The organism is Arthrobacter sp. 10L424 (genome assembly GCF_056395325.1).
This window is the reverse complement of record NZ_JBFTJH010000003.1, coordinates 837,789-860,450: the sequence shown is the minus strand read 5'-3', so window position 1 is coordinate 860,450 and position 22,662 is coordinate 837,789. Positions and strand designations below refer to the sequence as shown.

15 protein-coding genes are annotated in these 22,662 nt (G+C 57.9%); 12 read left to right on the top strand and 3 right to left on the bottom strand.

The features are described 5' to 3' along the window. Positions 1-3: 3 nt before the first annotated feature. Complete coding sequence (locus AC1DC5_RS09555) at positions 4-507, bottom strand: DUF3515 family protein (protein WP_476864960.1); 504 nt, start codon at positions 505-507, stop codon at positions 4-6. A 947-nt stretch (positions 508-1,454) separates the two neighbouring features. Between AC1DC5_RS09555 and AC1DC5_RS09550 the strand changes: the two genes are divergently transcribed. From AC1DC5_RS09550 to AC1DC5_RS09500, 11 genes are all read left to right on the top strand, one after another. Then, positions 1,455-3,209 (top strand): glycosyltransferase family 4 protein, encoded by a 1,755-nt coding sequence (locus AC1DC5_RS09550; protein ID WP_476864959.1) that lies wholly within the window; start codon positions 1,455-1,457, stop codon positions 3,207-3,209. After that, positions 3,209-4,093, top strand: a complete 885-nt coding sequence (locus AC1DC5_RS09545) for an ABC transporter permease (protein WP_476864958.1) — start codon at positions 3,209-3,211, stop codon at positions 4,091-4,093. The genes AC1DC5_RS09550 and AC1DC5_RS09545 overlap by 1 nt, the downstream gene beginning before the upstream one ends. Further along, entirely contained in the window at positions 4,080-4,967 is an 888-nt protein-coding gene (locus AC1DC5_RS09540) for an ABC transporter ATP-binding protein (protein WP_476864957.1), read from the top strand. The genes AC1DC5_RS09545 and AC1DC5_RS09540 overlap by 14 nt, the downstream gene beginning before the upstream one ends. Next, positions 4,967-6,874, top strand: a complete 1,908-nt coding sequence (locus tag AC1DC5_RS09535; RefSeq protein WP_476864956.1) for a glycosyltransferase family protein — start codon at positions 4,967-4,969, stop codon at positions 6,872-6,874. Before AC1DC5_RS09540 ends, AC1DC5_RS09535 begins: the two co-directional genes overlap by 1 nt. Beyond that, positions 6,855-8,144, top strand: coding sequence for a UDP-N-acetyl-D-mannosamine dehydrogenase (wecC, locus tag AC1DC5_RS09530; protein ID WP_476864955.1), 1,290 nt, complete (start codon positions 6,855-6,857; stop codon positions 8,142-8,144). Before AC1DC5_RS09535 ends, wecC begins: the two co-directional genes overlap by 20 nt. 232 nt (positions 8,145-8,376) lie before the next feature. Continuing rightward, positions 8,377-8,937: a hypothetical protein gene (locus AC1DC5_RS09525; protein ID WP_476864954.1), complete on the top strand. Its 561-nt coding sequence runs from the start codon at positions 8,377-8,379 to the stop codon at positions 8,935-8,937. 430 nt (positions 8,938-9,367) lie between these two features. Further along, positions 9,368-10,876 carry a glycosyltransferase family 2 protein gene (locus AC1DC5_RS09520; protein ID WP_476864953.1) on the top strand — a complete coding sequence of 503 codons (1,509 nt, stop codon included), beginning with the start codon at positions 9,368-9,370 and terminating at the stop codon, positions 10,874-10,876. A 34-nt stretch (positions 10,877-10,910) separates the two neighbouring features. Then, positions 10,911-11,897 carry a rhamnan synthesis F family protein gene (locus tag AC1DC5_RS09515; protein WP_476864952.1) on the top strand — a complete coding sequence of 329 codons (987 nt, stop codon included), beginning with the start codon at positions 10,911-10,913 and terminating at the stop codon, positions 11,895-11,897. A 15-nt stretch (positions 11,898-11,912) separates the two neighbouring features. Next, complete coding sequence (locus tag AC1DC5_RS09510; protein WP_476864951.1) at positions 11,913-15,338, top strand: glycosyltransferase; 3,426 nt, start codon at positions 11,913-11,915, stop codon at positions 15,336-15,338. A 7-nt stretch (positions 15,339-15,345) separates the two neighbouring features. Beyond that, positions 15,346-16,500, top strand: a complete 1,155-nt coding sequence (locus tag AC1DC5_RS09505) for a rhamnosyltransferase WsaF family glycosyltransferase (RefSeq protein ID WP_476864950.1) — start codon at positions 15,346-15,348, stop codon at positions 16,498-16,500. Positions 16,501-17,532: 1,032 nt separating this feature from the next. Beyond that, on the top strand, positions 17,533-19,311 hold the full coding sequence (locus AC1DC5_RS09500; protein WP_476864949.1) for a right-handed parallel beta-helix repeat-containing protein: 1,779 nt from the start codon (positions 17,533-17,535) through the stop codon (positions 19,309-19,311). Here the strand turns inward: AC1DC5_RS09500 and AC1DC5_RS09495 are convergent. Both AC1DC5_RS09495 and rfbA read right to left on the bottom strand, forming a co-directional pair. Then, positions 19,302-20,690 (bottom strand): UDP-glucose dehydrogenase family protein, encoded by a 1,389-nt coding sequence (locus AC1DC5_RS09495; protein WP_476864948.1) that lies wholly within the window; start codon positions 20,688-20,690, stop codon positions 19,302-19,304. The two genes, AC1DC5_RS09500 and AC1DC5_RS09495, sit on opposite strands and share 10 nt — an antisense overlap. 51 nt (positions 20,691-20,741) lie before the next feature. Further along, entirely contained in the window at positions 20,742-21,605 is an 864-nt protein-coding gene (rfbA, locus tag AC1DC5_RS09490; RefSeq protein WP_476864947.1) for a glucose-1-phosphate thymidylyltransferase RfbA, read from the bottom strand. 55 nt (positions 21,606-21,660) lie between these two features. Between rfbA and rfbB the strand changes: the two genes are divergently transcribed. After that, positions 21,661-22,659 carry a dTDP-glucose 4,6-dehydratase gene (gene rfbB / locus AC1DC5_RS09485; protein WP_476864946.1) on the top strand — a complete coding sequence of 333 codons (999 nt, stop codon included), beginning with the start codon at positions 21,661-21,663 and terminating at the stop codon, positions 22,657-22,659. Positions 22,660-22,662: the final 3 nt, after the last annotated feature.

Below are 22,662 nucleotides of genomic sequence, written 5' to 3'. Positions count from 1 at the left end.
CGGCTACCGGCTCGTCGGCAGATTCTGCAGGTCCGCCTGGCCCACGCAGTTACGTGAGGCCGGGACTTTCGCGGCGGCGGCGGCGAGGTCTGCCGTCACAGTGGCGGCACTGATCTTGTCCGGGTCCAGCAGGATCTCGGTGGCGGGTTCGCGTCCGAAGGTGGTCAGCGTCCACACCGGGTTGCCTTCCTTGATGACCCAGTCGACGCCATTCACGCTCATGCATCGGTCCGTGGTCGGGCCCGGAACATTCACGCCGCAGCGCAGGACCACGAGGGACGGATCACCCCAGGCAGCGGTGGCCTGGCTGTTCGTCTTGCGCAGCTTGGCCTCGCCGATCACATCCGGGAGTGCCACCATCATCGGGGCACAGGCCGCGTTCGCAGCGTCCTTGGCGGGCGCGACGTCGACAACCGGAGCGCAGGCGCTCAGCACGATCCCGGCAGCTGCCGCCGTGGCGAGAATACGGAACGGACGTGCGGAAGCTTGGAAGCGGAAGGGCAGCATTGTTTAAGCCTATCGCTGCCGGACAGCCGCTGCCGCCGCGGACGCCACCCCGGCAGATGCTGATGTGGCCACCCCACGATGTACCGTCGAGTAGACTGGGGTGGTCCGTGCACTCTGGGGCGCTGCCGACAATGACGTTAGTTATGGCCAGAACCGCGCACATTTTATTTAATCTCGCACGTGGGGGAGGGCCTGTCGATGACGTCGTGCAGCCAGAAAACAAGAACGGCACGCCTTGGCTTGGGGGCACTTCTGCTGGCCCTCAGTCTGGGCGCAACCGCGCCCTCGGCCTACGCCGACGATGCCATTTCCCCGGGCAACCTGAGCATGACGACTGCCCCTGTCACGCCCCCTGTTGGTGAGGTTCCGCCGCCTGGCGGCGAGTTTCCGCCGCCTGTAGTTGAGGTTCCGCCTCCAGCTGGAGAGGTTCCGCCGCCTGCTGTTGAGGTTCCGCCTCCAGCTGGAGAGGTTCCGCCGCCTGCTGTCGAGCTTCCTGCGCCTGCTGCTGAAGTTCCCCCGCCTGCATCGGCGGCACCCGTAGTCATAGCCCCGCCGGCCCTCGCCCCTGTCATGCGGGTTCCAGAGATAGCGCCCGCTGAACAGGCCGGCCCTGAGGCCAGCCCGACACCGTCACCATCCCCGACACCGGAACCCGCACTCACAACGGCGCCTGCCGCAGTGGTCGCCCCGGCCGGGCCTCCTACGATCGTCACGGCTGAAATCCAGGCGGCAGTGGCTACCGCGACCGGAAGCCCGCTGTCGATTCAGATCGTCACGGTACTCATCTTGCTGGGTCTTGGCCTTGCGTACTTCCGGTTTCTTGGCGGAAGAAGCCACAGTGTGGCCGCCAAGGCGGGGAAGTAACTGATCGCGGTGCATGGAGTATCCAGTTGCGCGGCCTGGGCCAGCCGGTTTGGGCCTGACCCTCTGAGTTCTAGAGCCACTCGATGATGCAGTTCATATCGAACGTGCGGCTCGCCGCCCACACCGCATTGCAGCACCTCACAGACGATCCGATGTTGCTGTTCCTTCAGGTGACCCGGCGTCTTCCCGTGTCAGTCGTCCACCCGGTGGCAAGCCTCGTGTGCGCAATCGCACCGAAGAACTCGCTAGCCGTTCCCGTGGTACTCGCATCGCTTACACGGGGCGACGACGCCGACGTCAGCCGCCGCCTCCAGCAGGCCGCAGACCGGCGCGTTTCGGGGGAACGCGCCAGGAAGCTCGCTGACATCGCGACCGCCGCGAATCTACCGGCCCTTTCGGATGTCTTGCTGGCGGACGCACGAAGTTCCCAAAGGTATCCGCCGGCACAAGCGCGTAGGCTCTGGCACGACGGCGCCCTGAGCGCCGCCGTGGTTGCTCTCGAAGGCTCCGGCGCAGCCGGACGGCGCCAGCAGGCCCGTCTGGCAGGCGAACTGGCCATACTTCAAGGGGCTGCGCCATGGCTGGCCCGGCGCGAGTACAGTCCGGTTGACGGCCGGGTCCTCCATCTACTGACCAATTCCCTGCCGCACACGGCCAGTGGCTACGCCCAGCGGTCCCACTCCATCATGGTCGCCCAGCAGCAGGAGGGCTGGGACGTCCTCGCGGTGACACGGCTTGGCTATCCCGTGCAAGTAGGAAAACTGAGCGCTCACTCCAGCGACGTTGTCGATGGCATCCGCTACCGGCGGCTCCTCCCCGCTCGGCTGGCGGCCACCCTGGATGCGCGTCTTCAGCAGCAGGCCGAGGAATTGCTGTGCGTAGCTTTGGAGTTCAGGCCAAGTGTGCTCCATACCACCACACACTTCGTGAACGGCATGGTGGTCCGGGCGGTGGCGGAGGCACTGGACATCCCTTGGGTCTACGAGGTCCGGGGCCAACTGGCCGATACCTGGGCGTCCACCAGAGGACCGGCAGCCCTTAGCAGCGAAAAGTATCAGCTGTTCCAGCAGCGCGAGGCTGAGATCATGGCAGCGGCGGACCTGGTGGTGACGCTGGGGCAGGCCATGAAGGCCACCATAGTTGCCGCCGGAATCCCTGCCGAGAAGATTCTGATTGCGCCAAACGCCGTCGGTGGGCCTTTCCTGCTAGAGCCGTTGGAGCCTCCCATGGCCCGCCGTGAGCTTGGTCTCGACGAGGACGGGCAATACATCGGAACCGTCAGCAGCTTGGTAGCCTATGAGGGCATTGATGACCTCATAGCCGCATTCGCGCAGTTGGCCGGTCTCCACCCGGACCTGCGGCTGCTGATCGTGGGCGACGGCGTCTCCCTCCCGGCGTTGAGGGAGCAGGCCAAGCAGTGCGGTTTTGGGGACCGCGTCATATTCACAGGGCGCGTGTCGAGGAACGAGGCAGTCCGCTACCATCAGGCGCTGGACATCTTTGTTGTTCCGCGCAAAGACTTCGAAGTCACACGCTCGGTGACGCCGCTCAAACCGGTGGAAGCATTGGCGTGCGCGCGGCCCGTGGTCGCCAGCGATTTGCCGGCGCTCCGGGAGATCGTCTTCGACGGCGTCAACGGGCTGGTTGTCTCCGCAGAATCACCTGCAGAACTGGCCAAGGGAATCTCTGCGCTGCTTTCCGATGCGAGCGGCCGGGCCGAAATGGGCCGGGCAGGCCGCGCCGCGGTTCTGGCCGGCAGAACGTGGGCGGCGAACGCCCAGGCCCTCGCCACCAACTACGCGTTGTTGCATCACAAGCATTTGAGGAGAGCTGAATAGTGTCTATAGAAAGCGACGTTGCAGCTGAGACGGTCGTCCAGCCGCTGTCCGTGGACATGAGGAGGCTCACCCGCGTCGGTTCACGGCCAGGTTTCCTGGACTACATCGTCAGGTTGTGGGACTTCCGTCAGTTCATCTTCTACGACGCAAGGGCGCGGGTGCAGAGCGGGACGAGGCGGGACCGCTTGGGGAGTGCTTGGCTGCTGCTCAACCCCGTGTTTAACGGCTTGACGTATTACTTGATCTTCGGCTTGTTGCTTCAGACGAGCGGAGGTATCGAGAATTTCCTCGGCTATTTGGTTGTGGGGATCTTTGTCTTCCAATTTAGCGCGGGGGCCATAACCGCCGGAGCTCGGTCAATCCGCAACAACAAGTCCGTAGTCCAGGCGTTTAACTTCCCCCGGGCCGCGTTGCCCATCGGCGCCAACGTCCGGGAACTTCTGTCTGCGGTACCGCTCATCCTGGCGATGCTGCTAATCGTCGTGGTGCTGCCGCCGGGTGAAGAAATTTCCTGGCTGTGGCTGCTCTTGATTCCCGCCATTTTGCTGCAAGCACTCTTCAATTTGGGCGTCGGGCTGATCCTCGCCCGAATGATCTCCCGCGTCCACGACGTCTCGCATCTGATCCCCTTCGCACTCCGGGCCTGGATGTACGGCTCTGCCATCTTCTACACCTATGACCGCTTTGTCACTCATCCGCAGCTTCTGACTGCCATTAAGCTCAATCCCTTATTCAACGTGATCGATATCGTCCGGGACTGTGTTCTATACGCCAGGGTTCCGCAATGGCAGTCTTGGGCGATTCTTGCAGCTTGGGCGCTGGGGGCACTGGCCGTGGGCCTGGTCTACTTCTGGAAAGGTGAGGAATCATATGGGCGCGGATGAGCAGGAGATTTTCATCGAGGGCCATCCCTGCGTGGTTGTGGACGGCGTCCAGATGCGCTACCGCGTTGCGTCCAGTGAATCCTCCGCTCCGGTTGCCGACAGCACGGGACCGCGCTTCCTGCGACGGGCCGTTCGGAAGCCGAATATGGTTACCGTTAATGCGTTGAACGAACTTTCGCTGGTCGTTGAGCGGGGCGAATCGGTGGGGATCATTGGCCGGAACGGCTCTGGGAAGAGCACACTGATGAAGATCATCAGCGGGCAATCGAAGCCGACGTCGGGCGGGGTATACGCCTCCAGCACTCCCATCATGCTGGGTGTCAATGCGGCCTTGGTCCAAGACCTTTCCGGCGACCAGAACGTCATTCTCGGTTGCTTGGCCATGGGCATGAGCCGGGCCGAAGCGGACGATAAGTTCGAGAGCATCGTCGAGCTCTCCGGCCTCGAAAAGTCGATTCACCTGCCAATGAAGTCCTACTCCTCGGGCATGGCCTCGCGGCTGCGATTTGCCATTGCAGCGGCAGTCGACCCGGAGATCCTTCTGGTGGATGAGGCACTCAATACCGGCGACGCGCAGTTTGCAGACCGCAGCAAGCTCCGAATGGATGAACTCCGGGCCCAGGCCGGCTGCGTCTTCCTTGTAAGCCATAGCCTCGAGACCATCAGCGATATGTGCACCCGCGTCATCTGGCTGGACAAGGGCGATCTCATTATGGACGGGGAACCGGCGGCTGCCATCAAGGCTTACCAGGAATTCACCAAGCACCTCTCAAAGGGAAACAACAACTCTGCCTCGACGATCCTGGAGGATGCCAAGGCCGTCCTGGTAGCAACCGAGGTCCGCGAACGAACCTCGCGACGGGTCCGGGGCTAATGAGGATCGCCCAGGATCTACGCAGCGCCGCTTGGCACTTCCGCAAGGGCGGCGTGCCGCAGTTGGTTACGTGGCGCAAACGGCAGTTGGTTGAGCGCGGTTTCGCCGCGCCACGCGACGTTCAGGGTGTGGAAGCGGGATGGACCGGCCGGGGGCGTAAGCGCAGGCTGTCGTTTGCGGCCGCCTCTATCCCGGCACTGAATCCCATACGTCAGGACATCACAGCCGCCGTCATCTTGGATGACTTTTCCATGCTTGCCTTCGGGTACGAATGGTCGACTCATGCCGTCCACCCCAACTCGTGGCGTGAGGACCTCAGCGGACTCCCCATCGATTTGCTGTTCGTAGAGTCGGCCTGGACGGGCAACAACGGTCTCTGGCGCGGGAAAATTGCCGGCCCCAACGGACCCGCCGCGACGTTCAAGGAACTTCTTCAATGGTGCAAGGAACAGCAGATTCCCACAGTCTTCTGGAACAAAGAAGACCCGCCCCACTACGACGATTTCCTTCCGGCCGCGAAGTTGTTCGACCATGTCTTCACGTCGGACTCCGGCCGCGTGGAACAATACAAAGCTGATCTGGGCCATAGCCGGATTGACGTGCTGCCGTTCGCCGCCCAGCCGGCGGTCCATAATCCCGTGAGGCCGCGCCGGGGGTGGCACAGCAGGGACGTAGCCTTTGCAGGAATGTACTTCTCGCACAAGTACCCTGAACGCCGACAGCAAATGGATGACCTCCTTGGTGGCGCTATGGACGCCTCAGCCAAGATGCCCTTGGGGCTTGAGATTTTTTCGCGTCGGCTGGGCGGTGACGTCCGTTACCAGTTTCCGGCGCCCTTGAGCACGCGCGTTGTGGGCTCGCTGAACTATGTCCAGATGCTCAGCGCCTATAAGTCCTACAAAGTTTTCCTCAACGTGAACTCTGTGGTGGACTCGGCCAGTATGTGCGCCCGCAGGATCTTTGAAATCAGTGCGGCCGGCACCCCAGTCATCACGGCCCCGAGCCAAGCCATAGGAAACTTCTTCAGCGAACGGGAAGTCCCAGTCGCAGTAGACCGTGAGCATGCCGCCCAGCTCACGCGGGCGCTAGTCGACAATCCCGAATTCAATGACCGCACCGTGCACCTGGCACAGCGCAAGATTTGGCAGGCGCATACCTATTCCCACCGTGCCGAGCACGTCTTGGCGCAGGTCCTGCCAACGCGCAATGGTACCGCTTCCCGGCCGAGCGTCTCGGCTCTTGTCCCAACCATCCGGCCGAAGCAAATCGGGCACGTCTTCCGAACCTTGGCCGCGCAGCGCGGGGTTCAGACCGAACTCGTGATGTTGACCCACGGGTTTGAGCTTTCCGAGAAGGAGCTCTCGGAGTTGAGGAAGAAATTCGGGCTGCAAGACGCCGTTGTGTTGAGCGCTTCTCGTGACGTGTCGCTGGGGGAGTGCCTCAACCTTTGCGCGGCCGCTGCTGGCGGCGACGTACTCACCAAAATGGACGACGACGACTGCTACGGTCCGGAGTACCTCAGCGATCAGCTGTTCGCCCTTAGCTTCTCCGGCGCGGACATCGTTGGCAAGCAGGCGCACTACGTGCACCTCAAACAGTCCCAAGCCAACGTCGTCCGTTTTGCCGAGAAGGAGCACCGTTACACGGACTTTGTCATGGGGCCAACGATCATGGCGCCCCAGCAGGTTTTCCTAGAGAACCCCTTCCCGCAGTTGAGACTTGGTGAAGACACTGCATTTCTTCAAAATGCCCAGAAGCAGGGCATGACCATCTATTCGGCAGACCGCTTCAACTACCTCCAAGTCCGCGGCGGCTCAGAACACACGTGGCAAGTCAGCGATGCCCAGTTGATGGCCTCCGGAAGCCTACGATTTTATGGAGAACCTCATGACCACATCCACATTTAGACCTGGCGACACCGTTTCTACGGTCACGAACGTCGCCGTGATTGGCCTCGGATACATCGGCCTCCCCACGGCCGCCATCCTTGCGGCGAACGGACTGTCCGTCGTCGGCGTTGATCTCAATTCCAGCGTCGTGGACGCGGTCAACGCGGGCAAGGTCCCCTTCGTGGAGCCGGATCTCGGCATCCATGTGGCCGGGGCCGTCAGCCAAGGTTCGCTGATTGCCCAAACCACGACGCCGGCCGCTGACGCGTACATAGTGGCAGTTCCCACACCGTTCGCGGACGACAAATCAGCGGACCTGCGGTTTGTCCGGGCCGCGGCTCAGGGCATTGCCCCGATGTTGAGCGGTGGCGAGTTGATTATTCTGGAGTCCACATCGCCGCCCGGAACTACTGCCATGCTCGCCGACATCGTGTTGGAACTGCGACCGGATCTGAGCCTCGACGGTTCGGACGGCCGTCCAACGGTGCTATTCGCCCACTGCCCGGAACGCGTGCTGCCAGGCCGGATCATGATCGAGCTGGTCACAAATGACCGAATCGTCGGAGGACTGACCGACGAGGCCGCCTCGGCAGCCGCGGCCCTGTACAGCGTGTTTTGCCAGGGGAAGATTCACCTAAGTGACGCTGCGACGGCAGAAATGGCCAAGTTGGTGGAGAACGCCTACCGCGATGTGAACATCGCATTCGCCAACGAGCTGTCCGTTATCAGCGACAACCTGGGTATCAACGTCTGGGACCTGATTGAACTGGCCAATCACCATCCGCGCGTCGACATACTCCAACCGGGTCCCGGTGTCGGCGGTCACTGCATCGCCGTCGATCCTTGGTTTATTGTAGGGGCGGACCCTGGCAATTCCCGTCTGATTAGAGCAGCCCGGGAGGTCAATGACAGCAAACCAGCGCATATAGTTAACCAGATTGTGAATGCCGCCAACTCGTGCCGAGCGGAAAATATAGCTGCGCTGGGACTGGCTTTCAAGGCCAACATCGACGACGTTCGGGAGTCCCCCGCGGTCCAAGTAGTAAGAATGCTGGCAGTTGCTAGTCCCAACACAAATATCCTGGTGGCTGCGCCTTTCGCTTCCTCGCTTCCCGATGAATTGGCCGCCTTACGGAATGTCTCCTTGGTGGAGGCACATGACGCGATTGAGCGGTCGACTGTAGTGGCACTCCTGGTAGATCATGATGTGTTCAGAGAGATCCCGCGTGAAAACCTCGAGTCAAAGCACCTAGTGGACACGCGGGGGTTTTGGCGTGAACACTCTTAGACGCTTTGCTGAGGTCCCGGTGGATGTCCATCCTGACTTCGGCCCATGGCAGTCTCATCCCCGGCTGGCCATACTCATACCGTGTGGCGATCGGCCCACGGAAGAGATATTCGCGACTGCAGGCGATGTCCTCGGATCTACCTTTCAGAACTACGCAGTATCGATTTCAGGTGCCCCCGTTGAAGGCGTTAAACCACTCAGTGATTGGCTCCGGGACGATAAGAGATTCGTCGTGGCGACTCGGGAACTACGAGAAGTTCCTGCCGCTAAGTTCGTCGCTGTTCTACCGGCTGGCTGGCGCGTGACCCGATACTCGTTGGAAGCGCTGCTTTCTGCCATCCAGCTGCCTGGCGTCGCAGTAGTACGTGCCCTCGTCGAGGGACATAGTCGCCCCGTTGAGATTTGGGATCGAGACTACTTGGTCGGTACCGGCCAGCAAGATGCCACAAAGATGGCACGCACGAGTGGCCTCGAACGATGGATTGACGGATCATCTTTGGGTCTCTACGCTCACGGGCACGACGCCCCAAAGGTATTCTTCCGTAAGGGGCCCGCTGATCGACACATACTGGAATTTATTGTTTACGATGCCAAGAAGGAAGCCTTCAAGCAGTTTCAACGCAGAAGAATTGACGCGCTGGAGCGAGAAGTCCGCAGCCTCAAATCACAAACAAAATTTGTTGCCAGCAAAGGAGACACGGGCAAGACCGAAGGTTTCTTCCGGCTGTTTCCGATCTCGAAACAGGCAAATATTGCCAGCGTCAAGCGCTTCATACGGGGCCGAACACAGTGATCAGGGTTCCCGATACAGAAAGGGTCCTTTGGTGAAGGCTTTTGTTGGGTTGGGCGCGATGGACATGCCAGACGTTCTTCAGACTATTGGGCTGGCTTTCACTGCTTCGGATTGGATCAAGCGGGAAGTGGAGGATCCAGCGACACCAAGGCGGCCAGACTTGAAGCCTGGTCCGTGGTATGAGGGATATGTTGTCGCTGTACGTTCGGTAACTGAGTTGAGGGAAATACTGCCTCTGCTCAGCTTGGAAGGGAGTACGTCGGCCCTATACGTTTATGTCTTGCGAAGCCAGCCCGGATTTGAAGTCTGGAGTCCAGCCGCCAGCGCAGCCGGATACTCTTGGAACCGCGTCAATGGGGTAGGGGACTCGACCACGGGGCTACTGATTACATGGACCTCGAGTAGTCCTGCAAGTGTCCACAATCTTCTGGTGAGGATAGCAACGCCGGCGAAACCGCCCTTGGCCCTACCCCTCGGCGGCTTGAGATTGGGGGTGGCGAACCGACTCAGCGCTCATTGGGCGGCTGGCGATCCCCTGGCACGTTGGCTCGGAGACACACGTTCACTCTCGACTTCTGAGCCGGTCGATTCCGTAGACGTAGGGATATCTCCCGAGGGAACCGTCATTGCCAACGATCACATGGCTCAGGGCTGGACAAACGACGAAGTCACCACTTCGATCCTGCCCCCAGTAGACACAGTAATGATGTCACCTCGTGGGTTCCTAACCTCGCCAACGGCGGGAACAGCCAGCCTTACGGCCACGTCCAGCACCGAAAGATGGACGCTGACTTCCTACCAGGGGACGGCAATAACACAGTTTTACGATCTGGACGAAAATATTCTGGCTCTCTTGAGGCCGTTCAGTTTGGTTGAAGTCGAACATAGGGACATACCGGAGACGAACCTTCGCGTTGCCCGTCTCATCTCTCAACTTGCGGTCGCGGGGGTGCCAATGTCGCTTCCCAAGCTGACATCAGAGATTACGACACTTCTTGGTGCCGGGCTGGTATCCAAACTTGGGACGTATGGGCGCCTGGATTCCCCCAGCGACCTAGAGCGTGAATCCACCTCCATCGACTGCCGGAGGGAGGGTCTCAAGACATTCTCGCCCGCGAAACGGTGGATCAACGCTCTTTCAGCTCCGTTAGTCACGGATGAGTCCGTCAGCATCCTACTCGCCACTCGCCGGCCACAATTGCTTCCCCGTATTCTCGCCCAAATCGAGAGTCAGTCACTGACTGACCTAGAGGTCATCGTCGGCTTACACGGACACACTGAGCCTGGGCCGGAGGTGGTCCGGTTGCTGAAGGGGTTCCGATTTGAAGTGAAGGTCATGCCGTTCCCCGGGGAATGCACTCTCGGTTCGGTCCTCAACGAACTCACCCGCGTGGCCGCGGGACGATTCATTACGAAGATGGATGACGACGACTGGTACGCACCTCATCACATCGAGGACTTGATGTTGGGAAAGGCGTACTCCGGCGCTGGACTTGTGGGTACACCTGTTGAATTCACGTACATAGAGGCCGCAGACATAACAACGCAACGGAAGTTTGCAGGGGAATGCTTCACTGACCACGTGGCCGGCGGGACGCTCCTCCTGTCGAAAGAACTCCTCCAGGGCCTTGGCGGGTGGAGAACGACTAGAGCTGCTGTCGATCGCGGCTTGATCGACGCTGTACTGGCAACTGGAGAACGCGTTTATCGAATACATGGTCAAAACTACTTGATGCATCGGAGGTCGCCGCTTGCCGGCGTCATGGCCCACACCTGGTCAGCCGGTGATGAAGTTTTCCTGCGCAACAGCATCAATCAATGGGACGGATTCAAACCCCCACCACAATTCAATGACACCACTTCTTGGTATACGCCGCCAGGACGCTGGCCTGGATACGACAGTTTCTTCGACAGCGCTTCGGCCTATTTCCCGGGGTGATTCCCCCCAACGCTTTACTTGAAAGGTGAAAAATATGAGCCTGCTCATTGTTATGGCACATTACGACACTGCTCGTGTCTTGCGAAGGCACACACTGCGAGCTATCCACAATTATTCTGAAGCCGCTGATCGAATGATTCTTGTTTCAACCTCTGGATTAAAAGAGGAGTTCCTGTCTGAAATTCCCGCAAATGTAACCTATATAGAACGCGGAAATTTCGGATACGATTTCTTCAGCTATAAATGGGGCTTGGATACGGTTGGAGACTATGCAGATTTTGATCGCGTGTTGGTAGTCAATGACAGCTTTGTCGGTCCCTTTGTTCCCGTCCGAGAGATATTAGAAAGTGAGAACTGCACAAGCGTAGACTTTTCGGGTCTTACTCTCTCTGAGCGGCACGGTCCGCATATTCAGAGCTTCTTCTTCACCTTCACGTCTGCCGTTTCAAAGTCCAAAGCTTTTCGAGGATTTTGGGAAGACATGGTGCCGGTATCGGATCGACTCAAGGTCATTAGCGAATACGAAATTGGGCTGACAGCCGCGGTTCGTGCTGGGGGGTTCAAAACAGGAGCCTACTTTATACCTTCTGACTCTGAGAGCGCCTTGGCGAAAAATCGTTGGAAATGGCATCTGAAACACAGAATTTCCGTAAAGCACCCCGGTAAGACTGTGATCGAAGTGTCTCCTAAGACCGTCGATTTGCGGCATTGGAACCCCGCAGTTGCCTTCGCCGACAGGGCTTTGGACGGAAGTCGCCTACCTATGCTCAAATTCGACGTCCTCCGGTTTGACCCCTATGAGCTTGGCGCGGACCACCTGCTGGCGGAGTGTGAGCGAACTATGCCCGAATACTTCGAGGGCGTTAGGGCGTTTCTAAATGAAACGGGGAGCTCTTATCCATTCCGACCAGGCGAGAGAAACATTCCGGTATCTGCCCAGTATCTTCGGGACTCTGAAATTGGATACTGCTTCGACCCAGACCGCACCTCGCTGTCCACATCCCTACTTATCGCTGAATAGTCAGGAAATGCTTTCATGAACCGCTTCAAAGTACTCATAAAGGCTGGACGCGCTGCCGGTGGCCATGCCAAGCTACTTTTCATCGTCGCAATTTTGTTCTTGATTGTGTTTGTCGCAGCCCTCACTTCGTCATGGACTGTGGCTTTGACCGCGTTCAGCGCCACTCAGATACTTCTGATTGCTCTCGTCGTTCAAGCTCGTCACGTCATCAGTAAGAGGATATTCTCGGTTTCCCGACAAATTGAAAGGCGCATCGACCGCACACGAAGCGCGGGTCCCGGCGAACCTAAGTCGGCGGACAAGTCGGTAAGTTCTCCGACAGTGCCGATCAACAAGACCGCAAAAGTAAGTGCGCCCTCTACCTCTTCGTCCGTTCCGGTACAGGCAGCGGCAACTCTTATTCTCGGCGCCCGTATTTTCGACCAAGAGTGGTATGAGATCCAAGTTGATGGGAAGTTCGCGTCCACTCGAGAGGCTTGCCTGCATTATTTGTCGAGAGGGCGTCGGGTGGGCTTCACTCCGCACCCGCTCTTCCTGCCGAGTTGGATAGACGAGAATTGGCGAACGTCGGAGGTTGACCCCTTGGTCAAATACCTAAGTGACCCGAAGCTCAACCGGAACGCATCGACACACCCCTTCTTTGACCCCGCTCACATGAATCACCGGATGACTGTTGCAGTCGATCGGGACTGGGGCGCACTGACGACCTTCCTTACGCTTGCCGGACCAAAGACGCTGCTCCCGCAGGATCCGAATTCCCCGCTTTTCCGATTGGATATTACTTTGGCCTCGCTGCGCAATGCGCTCATTGAAGAGTCCAAGATGTGGCGCTCGAGGGAGGTCTCCTACGCCCCACTGAGGGGATCCTCTGTCGCACCAGTTCCTTCGAAGAACTTGCCCACGATTCTGTCGGAGTTCGAGAATAGGCAACTCCCTCGTCCGATGGTCTCTATCATCATGCCGACGTGGAACCGTGCTGAGAAGCTGCGGACGGCTATCGAATCCGTTCAGAGACAGTCGTACAGTGATTGGGAACTCATCATTGCCGATGACGGTTCTGTTGACGACACTCGTCTGGCGGTCTCAGAGGAAGCTGGGCGCGACCAGCGACTCGTCTACCTGGATTTGCCACATCGCGGAGTTAGTGCCGCCAGGAACGAGGCACTCAAAGTTGCCAGAGGCGCTTACATTGCATTTTTGGATTCAGACAAGGAATGGGACCCTGACTTTCTTCTCGTTATGATTTCCTCGATGGAGGCATCCAGCCTCCCGGCGGCGGCTAGCGCTTGTGAGGTCCAGATCGGCGACCGCACTTTCTTCAGGAGTGTGCAATCTACAGCCGAGTCGCTGGCTATTGGAAACTCAATAGACCAAACCGCTCTAGTCGTGACGTCTGACATTGCTCGTTTGGCCGGAGGATTTGACGAGAGTCTTCGGCGGGCTGTTGACTATGATTTGATTTTGTCCATATCTGAGTTGTCGGAAATCGCCCAAATTCCCTTTATTGGCGTACGGTACAGCGAAGATGATACGGATCCGAATCGCATTAGTGAGGCTGAATCGGTCGCATGGAACTTCTTCGTTGCAGACCGTAGAAAGTGGCAACGATTCGAATCGACGGAAGCTCCGCCCCTTGTTCCACAACGCTTGTCCGTCGTGGTTGACGCAGTTGCGACCTACGCCGAGGCTCGATCCGTAGCTGAGAATATTGCTGCTAACCGCGGAACACAAGATGTTGAGATCCTATTGACTCTTGCTGGGAACTCCTGGGCCGACGTCTGCTCGATGGCCCCATTGAAGCTTTCCGGTGTCACAGTTAAGTTTGTGTATCAGAATCCGGCAGGTATTCGACCCCTAATAATTAACGACGCGATTAGGCAGGCTTCCGGCGAATTCATCCTTGTTTTGCATTCCGGTCAGCGGATGTTCGACGGGAGTCTGGAAGCCCTCGTGTCCAACTTCGTCGCATCGGCCGCCACTGTATCTCATCCGGTCGTTCTGGGGCGGTCCAGGCTAATAGAGAACGCAGGTGTCGTTTACCCAGCACTCGGAGGAGATCCCGTTTCGCTGCTCAAGGATGTTCCTCTGGACGGTCTCCAGATTCAGGCGCCGCTGGTCACCCCCGGCGCTCCTTTCCCGCTACTGACCAGAACCCGCGCAGCCAGATCGATCAGAGGATTAAATGCAAAGCTAAAGGCTCTGTGGGCGGACGTGGACTTCTCCCAGAACCTGGCTTCACTGGGGAATAACTCCGTCTTTGTCGATCACAATGTCGTCGTTCAGCAGTCCAAGCCGACTTCCTTTGACCGTCAGGCGAAGGCTCGCGCCGACATCAGGATGTTCCATGAACTGTGGCCGCAGTCTCCGGGCGGAAGCGATGAAGCCATCAGCCGCACGGGGCTGCAAGCCGGCGGGGTAATGGGTTTCTCGGCTGCATCCAACCCAAATGATCCTGCATTGTGGCCGCAATTGAACTTGACGCGCCCGAGAGTGGACGTACTTGAAAGTGCCCCCCGGCTTAGGTGGGCAATCAAGTCAGCCGCTCCAGCGGACGATAGGGCATTGCTGTGGGGAGACTTCCATTTCGCTAATTCGCTGGCGAAGTCTCTAAGGAGTCTTGGCCAGCTCGTATCAGTGGACTACCAGGAAAATTCCTCGAGAGCCACGTCCGGGCTCGACGATGTTGTGCTGAACCTGAGAGGTCTCCGGGACATTTCTTTGCCGTCGACCACGCTCAATCTGCTCTGGGTAATTAGCCACCCGGACGACGTGACTGCAGCTGAGGTCTCCAAATACCACATCGCCTACGCTGCGAGTAGCAGCTGGGCCGTGGCGCAGACAGAACAGTGGGGACTTCCGATCCGACCTTTGCTGCAATGTACGGACTCCGAGCTTTTCTACCCGGATTTTGACTCTGAGATCGCTGAAGCCAACGAGCTCTTGTTCGTCGGAAATTCTCGCAAGGCTTATCGGCCTGCTCCTTGGAATGCGGCTAAGGCCGGGCTTCCGGTCCAAATATATGGCGGGGGCTGGTCAGGTCTTGTTCCTGATGAAGCAATTGGTGGTGAGTACATACCTAATGACGAGCTAAGGCGCTACTACTCTTCCGCTGGTATTACATTGAACGACCACTGGCCCGACATGCGAAATCAAGGATTCATTTCCAACAGAATCTTCGATATCGTTGCGTCGGGGGGGCGCGTCCTTACCGACGATGTGACAGGACTGGATGATGTCTTTGGTCCCGAAGTCCAAGTGTTTAGAAACCCCGTCTCGCTCATATCAATTCTAAAGTCATCCAACGGGGCCTCCGCCCCGGCCTCGGATGAGACGATGGCCGCATCGAAGCGGATCAGGCAACTTCACAGCTTTGATGCCCGCGCTGAAGAGCTGCTTACCGACAGCCTCGGTTACCTACGCGCCAACTCCAGGGGGGCGTAGGCCGAAGATGAATGCTGAACTCCAGAACTGTGTAGACGGTGTAGCGAAGCTCGAGTTCACGAGCGATGCTAAACGGGTTAATCTGGTCCTTATTTCCCTAAATGTAAAGGCCGGGTTTGCAGGATTGACCACTGCCCTCCGCGCCGGCGTTCTACTTGCCAGCAAACTGGGACTTCCATTGAGAGTCATGGTGCTCAAAAAACGTCCCACAGACTCCCAAGCCCTCGCAGCTGACTTAAATTCGTTCTTGACGTCAACAGGATTACCGACTGCGGAGGAGCCAGTCGAGGTGCTGTATCTCGATGACCTTGAATCCACCGAGGTGGGGCCGCAGGATCACTGGTTGGTCACGTTCTGGATGACGGCCTACGCCTTGGGTCGGCTTGCCGATCGCGGACGAATACAACCAAGGTCCGTGACATATTTGGTGCAAGACTTTGAGCCCGGATTCTATGCTTTTGGAACTGAATACGCCTTATCACTCTCAACCTATACACTTGGATTCAATTGGCTGGTGAATTCGGCGCCACTAGCTGGCTATCTGTCTGAACAGGGCTTCTCTTTCAATGGCCACAGATTAGTCTTCGCCCCGATGATTGACATACGTGAGATCGAGCAGAGTGCTGAGCATTGGCGCGGCGATCCTGATCATGTACGGGTGCTTTTCTATGGAAGGCCGAACCACCCCCGAAACATGTTTCAGCTCGGAGTGCAGGCCTTGCGGATTTGGATTGAATCATCCCCAGTTGGAGTGCGCGAAAAGCTAGTGGTCGCTTCGATCGGAGGTGACCACGAGGACCTTGACTTGGGTGCGGGCATTCAACTCCGTGCTTTGGGAAAGATGTCACTGGCTGGGTATTATGAACAGCTCTCACACACGGACATGGGATTGGCTCTAATGTTGAGCCCCCATCCGAGCCATCTTGCTCTTGAAATGCCCATGGCAGGGATCCCAACTCTCACCAACACGTTCCATAATTCGCGTCGAGGGTGGTTGCCAAAACTTAGAGTGCACGAAGCAACACCTGAGGCACTGGCTGCCGGGTTGAGCCTGACATTCTGTGATGCAGCCGAATTGAACGTCCACCGTTTTGAGCAGGCCAAGGAACCTGGCCTAGGACTCAGCCTGGACGAGGCCATATCAGAGCTGGCAATCTACTGATGTGTGTGTCTCCGTTAACAGGGCGATGTGAGCGGTCCAAGGCTGGCTATCCTTGGATTGCTCTCGTAGCCGTTCTTACTCGGTAGAGCGGGTCCTCTGCTAGTAATGCACCGGCGAGTGTGGCGGCCCGGCTCCGTGGCGCGAACCCGTGTAGTGGGCGTGTTGCGTTCGGTGACGTGTAGTTAAGAGTCGGTGAGGCGGCGTGCGTTGCCGGCACAGATCTATGCACGGTGTGTGTGCCTGTCGTCTTGCCAGGCCAGGAGTATGCGGGTTGATTTCCAGCGTGAGGCGGGCGCGTCGACGTCGACGGAATTACCGGCGACCAAGAGATTGTGGCCTCGATCTTCGGCAGCTTGTCACGCCCTCCCACGAGCGGATGTCCTCGCGGATTTCGGGGTTCGGCCGCAGGTACCTGTAGTTCGTACGGTCGAGCGTGAACCTACCGGGGCTTTATCGTAGTGCGGCCTAGATGCGAAGAAGCCCAGCGCTTTCTCCGAAATCTAACGTGAGCACATCGAGCCTGGCTTCCGTCCGAGAGCGGTCAACATCCAGATGCCGCGCCGACACATCTGGCACCCAAGCGGCCCTTGTATAGACTCAGAGGCAATCGCACGGCGTGGAAATGTCTCGGCGACCCTAGGCGCTGCATTGTACTCAGCAAAAGTGGTGCTACTTTTTGGCGTGGCGATAGCGGGTCGGCCAGCATTAACGTATGGGGCTAGGCTGTCGGAGGCCGAAGCATCGCTATTCACCGCCTAAGTCCTAGACCCTCAGCCCGAGTCTACTTGTACCGACCAAGCGTTGCATGAGTAGCTAAGTGAGTTAATCACGTACCGCCTACTGTGGTGCCCGTACTCCGAAGGAATTAGCGTTCGAGGTGGTTTCATACGGATCTTGGCTTCAACCCTTGGTGCGAAAATAGAACCTCAATTGCTATTTTTTGGGCATAAGGAATTGCGTCGCTAGTGGCTCGGACCTGGAAACCAATGATGTGAAGTGGCAACGATGGTTTCTTGGAAGCGGGTGCCAGACATGGCAAAAGACGCCGGCGACATGGGGCGAGCACCGATCGGGCACGATAGTACTTTGAAGCGTCGCGGTCTGCTGAGGCTGGGAACTGTGGCGACAGCATTGGGTGGCGCTACGGCGGTCTCGGCTCTCGGAGCTAGTAAAGCGGAGGCATCTCGTCCGGCGCTTGGGCCCCGAGGCGCCGTCACTGATGCAGACCTCCTGGCAACCTTTGTCCGCAAGGGTGAAATTGCCATAAGTGTTCATGACTACGGCGTCGTCACGGACGGATCGGCACCTACGGGCGTCGCGCTATCCAAAGCCATCGCAGCGGCCGGCATCCTTGGGCTACCACTCCGTCTCCCAAAGGGCCGGTACGCGTTTGATCAGGTCAACATTCCGTCGAACACGATCATAGAGGGCAGCGGGCCCGGCACAGTCATTGTGCAAAGCGTTGCCGACAAACCAACATTCATGGCGTTGGGAACTGGCATAGTTTTGGGGCGACTGACTTCAGATCTCCCGAAAGGTGCGACGAGCATCACCATTCCTAATAACTTTGGACTAGTTGCCGGGGATGTAATTACGGTGACGGACAATTATTCGTATACTGCGACGGATGCGAGTTACAAGTCCGGAGAGCAGCTTCGAGTCGTTTCATCGACTGGAACAACTATTCTTCTGGACGCCCCGGTGCGCGGCTCATTTTCGAACAGTGCTGGCTCCTATACGGTTTCAAATGGCGCGAAACTCACGAAGTTGAACACAATCAAGAATGTCACCATGCGCAACTTGGCATTCGAGGGGCACCCTCTGGGTACTACCCAGATTCTCAAGTTCGAAAATGTAGAGGGACTCACGATCGAAGGGGTATCAACAGTCTCCGGCCAAGCTGGATTTTGTGTAATCGACCGCTGTCGCGATGTTGACGTCTTCCGGTTCGGTCTGCACGGGCTCGTTGACAATTGGAGTTCAGGTCGACCTGGGTACGGGTTCATTGTGCGGAACGCCTGCCATAATGTACGAATTCACGACGGTGTGAATACAATGTCTCGCCACGCTATAACTACAATCGGAGGGCCCGACGGTGCTCCACGAAATCTGATGTTCTCTGATGTTCTTTCAACGGCGTCTTGTACTGCTGGCATCGACACGCACTGCGCAGGGGAGGGAATACTCATATCCGGATGCGTTGTCGAAAATGCCTACATAGGCATCACCGTTAGAGCGCGTAACATTACAGTCAGAAACAACGATATCCGTGCAACGACGAACAATGGCATTCTCGTTTCAGAAGGAGCTCGGGACGTCCTTATCCAGGAAAACCGTCTCTCCGGTTGCGGCGTCTACGGAATAAGGATCGGCGCGTCCAACAGCGCGCATGTAAACGTGGCAGTGCATTCGAATGTTATTACGGATACAGCTGGTGATGCGATCTCTGCAGGCGCTGGCCACACGGATTTGCGCATCACCCGGAACACCTGCACAAGAATGGATCGTAGGGGCATCGACATTCATGCTGGAAGTTCAGACGTCAATATTGGGGACAATGAAATAATCGATGCCGGTCTGACTGGTGCAGTTCCAGGTATCAACGTGACCGGTACGCAGGTTGGTGGCGTTTTCGACGTAATTGGGAATACGGTCAAACAAAAGACGGCTCTTATGAATCGAGCCGTATATACGACTCGCACGCAGGGAAGGATGATCGGTAACAGGGCATTCGGCAGCTACCTTTCTAGCGGTAGCGAGTTCTACTGTGGTACCGGTTTCACAAAAATTGACAATGTCCTCTACGCATAGGCAGGCAATCCGTCGCCGGACCAGCCGGCCCTTCTCTCGGCTGGAGGCTCGACCGGCGGATGGAACCGCCTCCCTAGGGACCTGAAAGTCCACCCAGCTTGCATCCATTCGTCCGCGTCCAATACATTTCGCCCGTCGACAATCATTCGGTGGCGAACATAGCCGGACAGTGCAGCCGGAGTCAGTTCCCTAAACTCATTCCATTCCGTGAGCAGGAGAACAACGTCGGAGCCGCTAACTGCGTCGACCAAAGAATCGCAGTAGTTCAGACGTGGGAAGCGTTTGGCAGCGTTGGCGTTTGCTTTGGGATCATAGACGTTGACGTCGGCGCCACTGCTAAACAGTCTCGCAGCGATGTCGAGTGCAGGTGAATCGCGGACGTCATCGCTGTTCGGCTTGAACGCCGTCCCAAGCACGGCTACTGACTTGCCTTCGAGCTCACCAAAGTGCTCTTGGACGAGGTGGACCACCCGATCGCGGCGCCTCAGGTTAATTTCATCGGCTTCATTCAAGAACCGCATGGTACTGTCCAGGCCCAGTTCGGAGACTCGAGCCTGTAGCGCTCGAATATCCTTGGGCAGGCAGCCTCCGCCGAAACCGACGCCTGCGTTTAGGAAACGCCGCCCGATTCTCCTATCGTGTCCAATGGCGTCGGCTAAGGTTCGAATGTCCCCGCCGACGGTTTCGGTGACTTCTGAGAAGGCGTTGATGAACGAGATTTTCATGGCCAGGAACGCGTTTGCCGCCACTTTGACGAGCTCGGCAGTCTCGAAATCTGTCGAGATAAACGGTGTCTCGCGCCGCAGAGCGTCCGCGTAGACTTCGCGCAGGATCTCTTCGGCGGCGGGGGAGTCACTGCCGATGACGAGACGGTCCGGACGGAGTGTATCTTCGACAGCAAAGCCCTCTCGGAGGAATTCCGGGTTCCAAGCTAGTTCGACGTTGACATCGGGTGATGACTCGTCTTGCACGAGCTGCTGAAGCCGTCGGGCGCTTCCCACTGGAACGGTGGACTTGCCCACAATTAGTGAGTTCTTCCTGGCCGCGCGTGCAATAGCTGCAACTGACGAGTCAACATACGTCATGTCGGCGGCATGCTCTCCGGCACGCTGCGGGGTTCCAACGGCGATGAAATGCACGTCACCAAATACGCCTGCTTCATCGAACGATGTGGTGAAGCGCAGTCGACCGGTCGATATGTGTTTCTGCAGGAGTTCCTGAAGGTGAGGTTCATGGAAGGGCAACTCACCCCTACTCAGACTGTCAATTTTTTCCTTGTCGACGTCGACCCCGAGGACCTCAAATCCCAGTTCAGCCATACAGGCGGCATGCGTTGCACCGAGGTATCCGGTGCCGATTACTGTCAGGCGGAGGGGCATTTCGTCCTTATTCCAAGAGTGTCGGGAGTGTATTGGCTCGGCGTTCGGGTGCTATGCCTCGAGAAGGCCCAGCAGGTAAGACCCGTAGCCACTCTTAACTAGCGGCTCGGCGCGTTGCCGGAGTTCTTCATCTGTCAAGAAACCCTGCCGCCACGAGATCTCCTCGGGCGCAGAGATCTTGAGGCCCTGCCTACTCTCAACTGTGCGAACGAAATTCGAAGCATCGTTGAGGTCATCAAAGGTGCCGGTATCCAACCACGCAGTACCACGCGGCAGGATTTCAACTTGCAGAAGGCCGCGCTCGAGATAGGTCTTGTTGACATCCGTGATCTCGAGCTCGCCTCGGGGCGAAGGCTTAAGATTTTTGGCGATTTCGATGACTTCGTTGTCATAGAAATAGAGGCCGGGAACCGCGTAGTGACTTTTGGGATGTTCGGGCTTCTCCTCGAGTGAGAGGGCTTTGCCGTCTACATCGAATTCCACAACCCCGTAGGATTTGGGATCTTGCACCCAGTACCCGAAGACCGCTCCACCCTTCACGTCTGCGTATTTTCGCAGTTGGCTGCCCATGCCACGGCCATAGAAAATATTGTCCCCAAGCACAAGGGCGACGGAATCTGCTCCGATGTGCTCCTCGCCCAGAACGAAAGCCTGAGCGAGACCGTCCGGGGAGGGCTGTTGCTTGTATGTGAGCGAGATCCCGAATTGGGAGCCGTCGCCCAGCAGTCTCTGGAACTGGTCGGCGTCCTGGGGTGTAGTGATGATCAGGATGTCCCGGATGCCTGCCAGGAGCAGCGTCGAGAGTGGGTAGTAGATCATGGGTTTGTCGAAGACAGGGACAAGTTGCTTGCTGATGCCGTGGGTGATCGGATGCAGACGAGATCCTGTTCCCCCGGCCAGAATGATTCCGCGCATATGTCAGATCATTTCGTTTTAAGCCCGCAACTGCAAACCGGTACAGTCGTAGACTATGCAGCGACTACTAGTAACCGGCGGCGCCGGCTTCATCGGCTCCAATTTTGTCCAATACGTGATCGAAAACACCGATAATGACGTGACGGTCCTGGACAAGCTCACCTATGCCGGCAATCTGGAGTCGCTCGCCGGCCTGTCGGGGAAGCGCTTCCAATTTGTCCAAGGAGACATCTGTGACGCAGCGTTGGTCGACAGCCTGGTTGCCGCCTGCGACGTCGTGGTCCACTACGCCGCGGAATCGCACAACGATAACTCGCTGCACGATCCGCGCCCGTTCCTGGACACGAACATCATCGGCACGTACACCCTGATCGAAGCTGCACGGAAGCACAACAAGCGCTTCCACCACATTTCCACCGATGAGGTCTACGGTGATCTCGAGCTGGACGATCCGGAGCGGTTCACGGAGGACACGCCGTACAACCCGTCCAGCCCGTATTCCTCCACCAAAGCTGGCTCTGACCTGCTGGTGCGCGCTTGGGTGCGGTCCTTTGGCCTGCAGGCGACGATCAGCAACTGCTCGAACAACTACGGGCCCTACCAGCACGTGGAGAAGTTCATCCCACGCCAGATCACCAACGTGATCGACGGGATCCGTCCCAAGCTGTACGGCAAAGGCGAGAACGTCCGCGACTGGATCCACGCCAATGACCATTCCTCGGCTGTCTTGGCGATCATCGCCAAGGGCCGGATCGGCGAGACTTATCTGATCGGCGCCGACGGTGAGAAGAATAACAAGGACGTCGTTGAGCTGATCCTGAAAATCATGGGCCAGGCGCCGGACGCCTACGACCACGTCGTGGACCGGCCCGGCCACGACCTGCGCTACGCCATCGATTCGACGAAGCTCCGCCGGGAGCTCGGTTGGGAGCCACGCTTCTCCCACTTCGACGCCGGCCTGGAGGACACCATCGCCTGGTACCGGGACAACGAGGACTGGTGGCGACCGCAGAAGGCGGCCACGGAAGCCAAATACACGGAACAGGGCCAGTAGACG

What these genes read in the sequence shown, in the direction of transcription:
- AC1DC5_RS09535 (WP_476864956.1), top strand. Translation starts at nt 4,967, where the DNA reads ATGAGGATCGCCCAGGATCTACGCAGCGCCGCTTGGCACTTCCGCAAG.
- AC1DC5_RS09515 (WP_476864952.1), top strand. Translation starts at nt 10,911, where the DNA reads ATGAGCCTGCTCATTGTTATGGCACATTACGACACTGCTCGTGTCTTG.
- AC1DC5_RS09505 (WP_476864950.1), top strand. Translation starts at nt 15,346, where the DNA reads ATGAATGCTGAACTCCAGAACTGTGTAGACGGTGTAGCGAAGCTCGAG.
- AC1DC5_RS09550 (WP_476864959.1), top strand. Translation starts at nt 1,455, where the DNA reads ATGATGCAGTTCATATCGAACGTGCGGCTCGCCGCCCACACCGCATTG.
- AC1DC5_RS09555 (WP_476864960.1), bottom strand. Translation starts at nt 507, where the DNA reads ATGCTGCCCTTCCGCTTCCAAGCTTCCGCACGTCCGTTCCGTATTCTC.
- rfbA (WP_476864947.1), bottom strand. Translation starts at nt 21,605, where the DNA reads ATGCGCGGAATCATTCTGGCCGGGGGAACAGGATCTCGTCTGCATCCG.
- rfbB (WP_476864946.1), top strand. Translation starts at nt 21,661, where the DNA reads ATGCAGCGACTACTAGTAACCGGCGGCGCCGGCTTCATCGGCTCCAAT.
- AC1DC5_RS09540 (WP_476864957.1), top strand. Translation starts at nt 4,080, where the DNA reads ATGGGCGCGGATGAGCAGGAGATTTTCATCGAGGGCCATCCCTGCGTG.
- AC1DC5_RS09495 (WP_476864948.1), bottom strand. Translation starts at nt 20,690, where the DNA reads ATGCCCCTCCGCCTGACAGTAATCGGCACCGGATACCTCGGTGCAACG.
- AC1DC5_RS09510 (WP_476864951.1), top strand. Translation starts at nt 11,913, where the DNA reads ATGAACCGCTTCAAAGTACTCATAAAGGCTGGACGCGCTGCCGGTGGC.
- wecC (WP_476864955.1), top strand. Translation starts at nt 6,855, where the DNA reads ATGACCACATCCACATTTAGACCTGGCGACACCGTTTCTACGGTCACG.
- AC1DC5_RS09500 (WP_476864949.1), top strand. Translation starts at nt 17,533, where the DNA reads ATGGCAAAAGACGCCGGCGACATGGGGCGAGCACCGATCGGGCACGAT.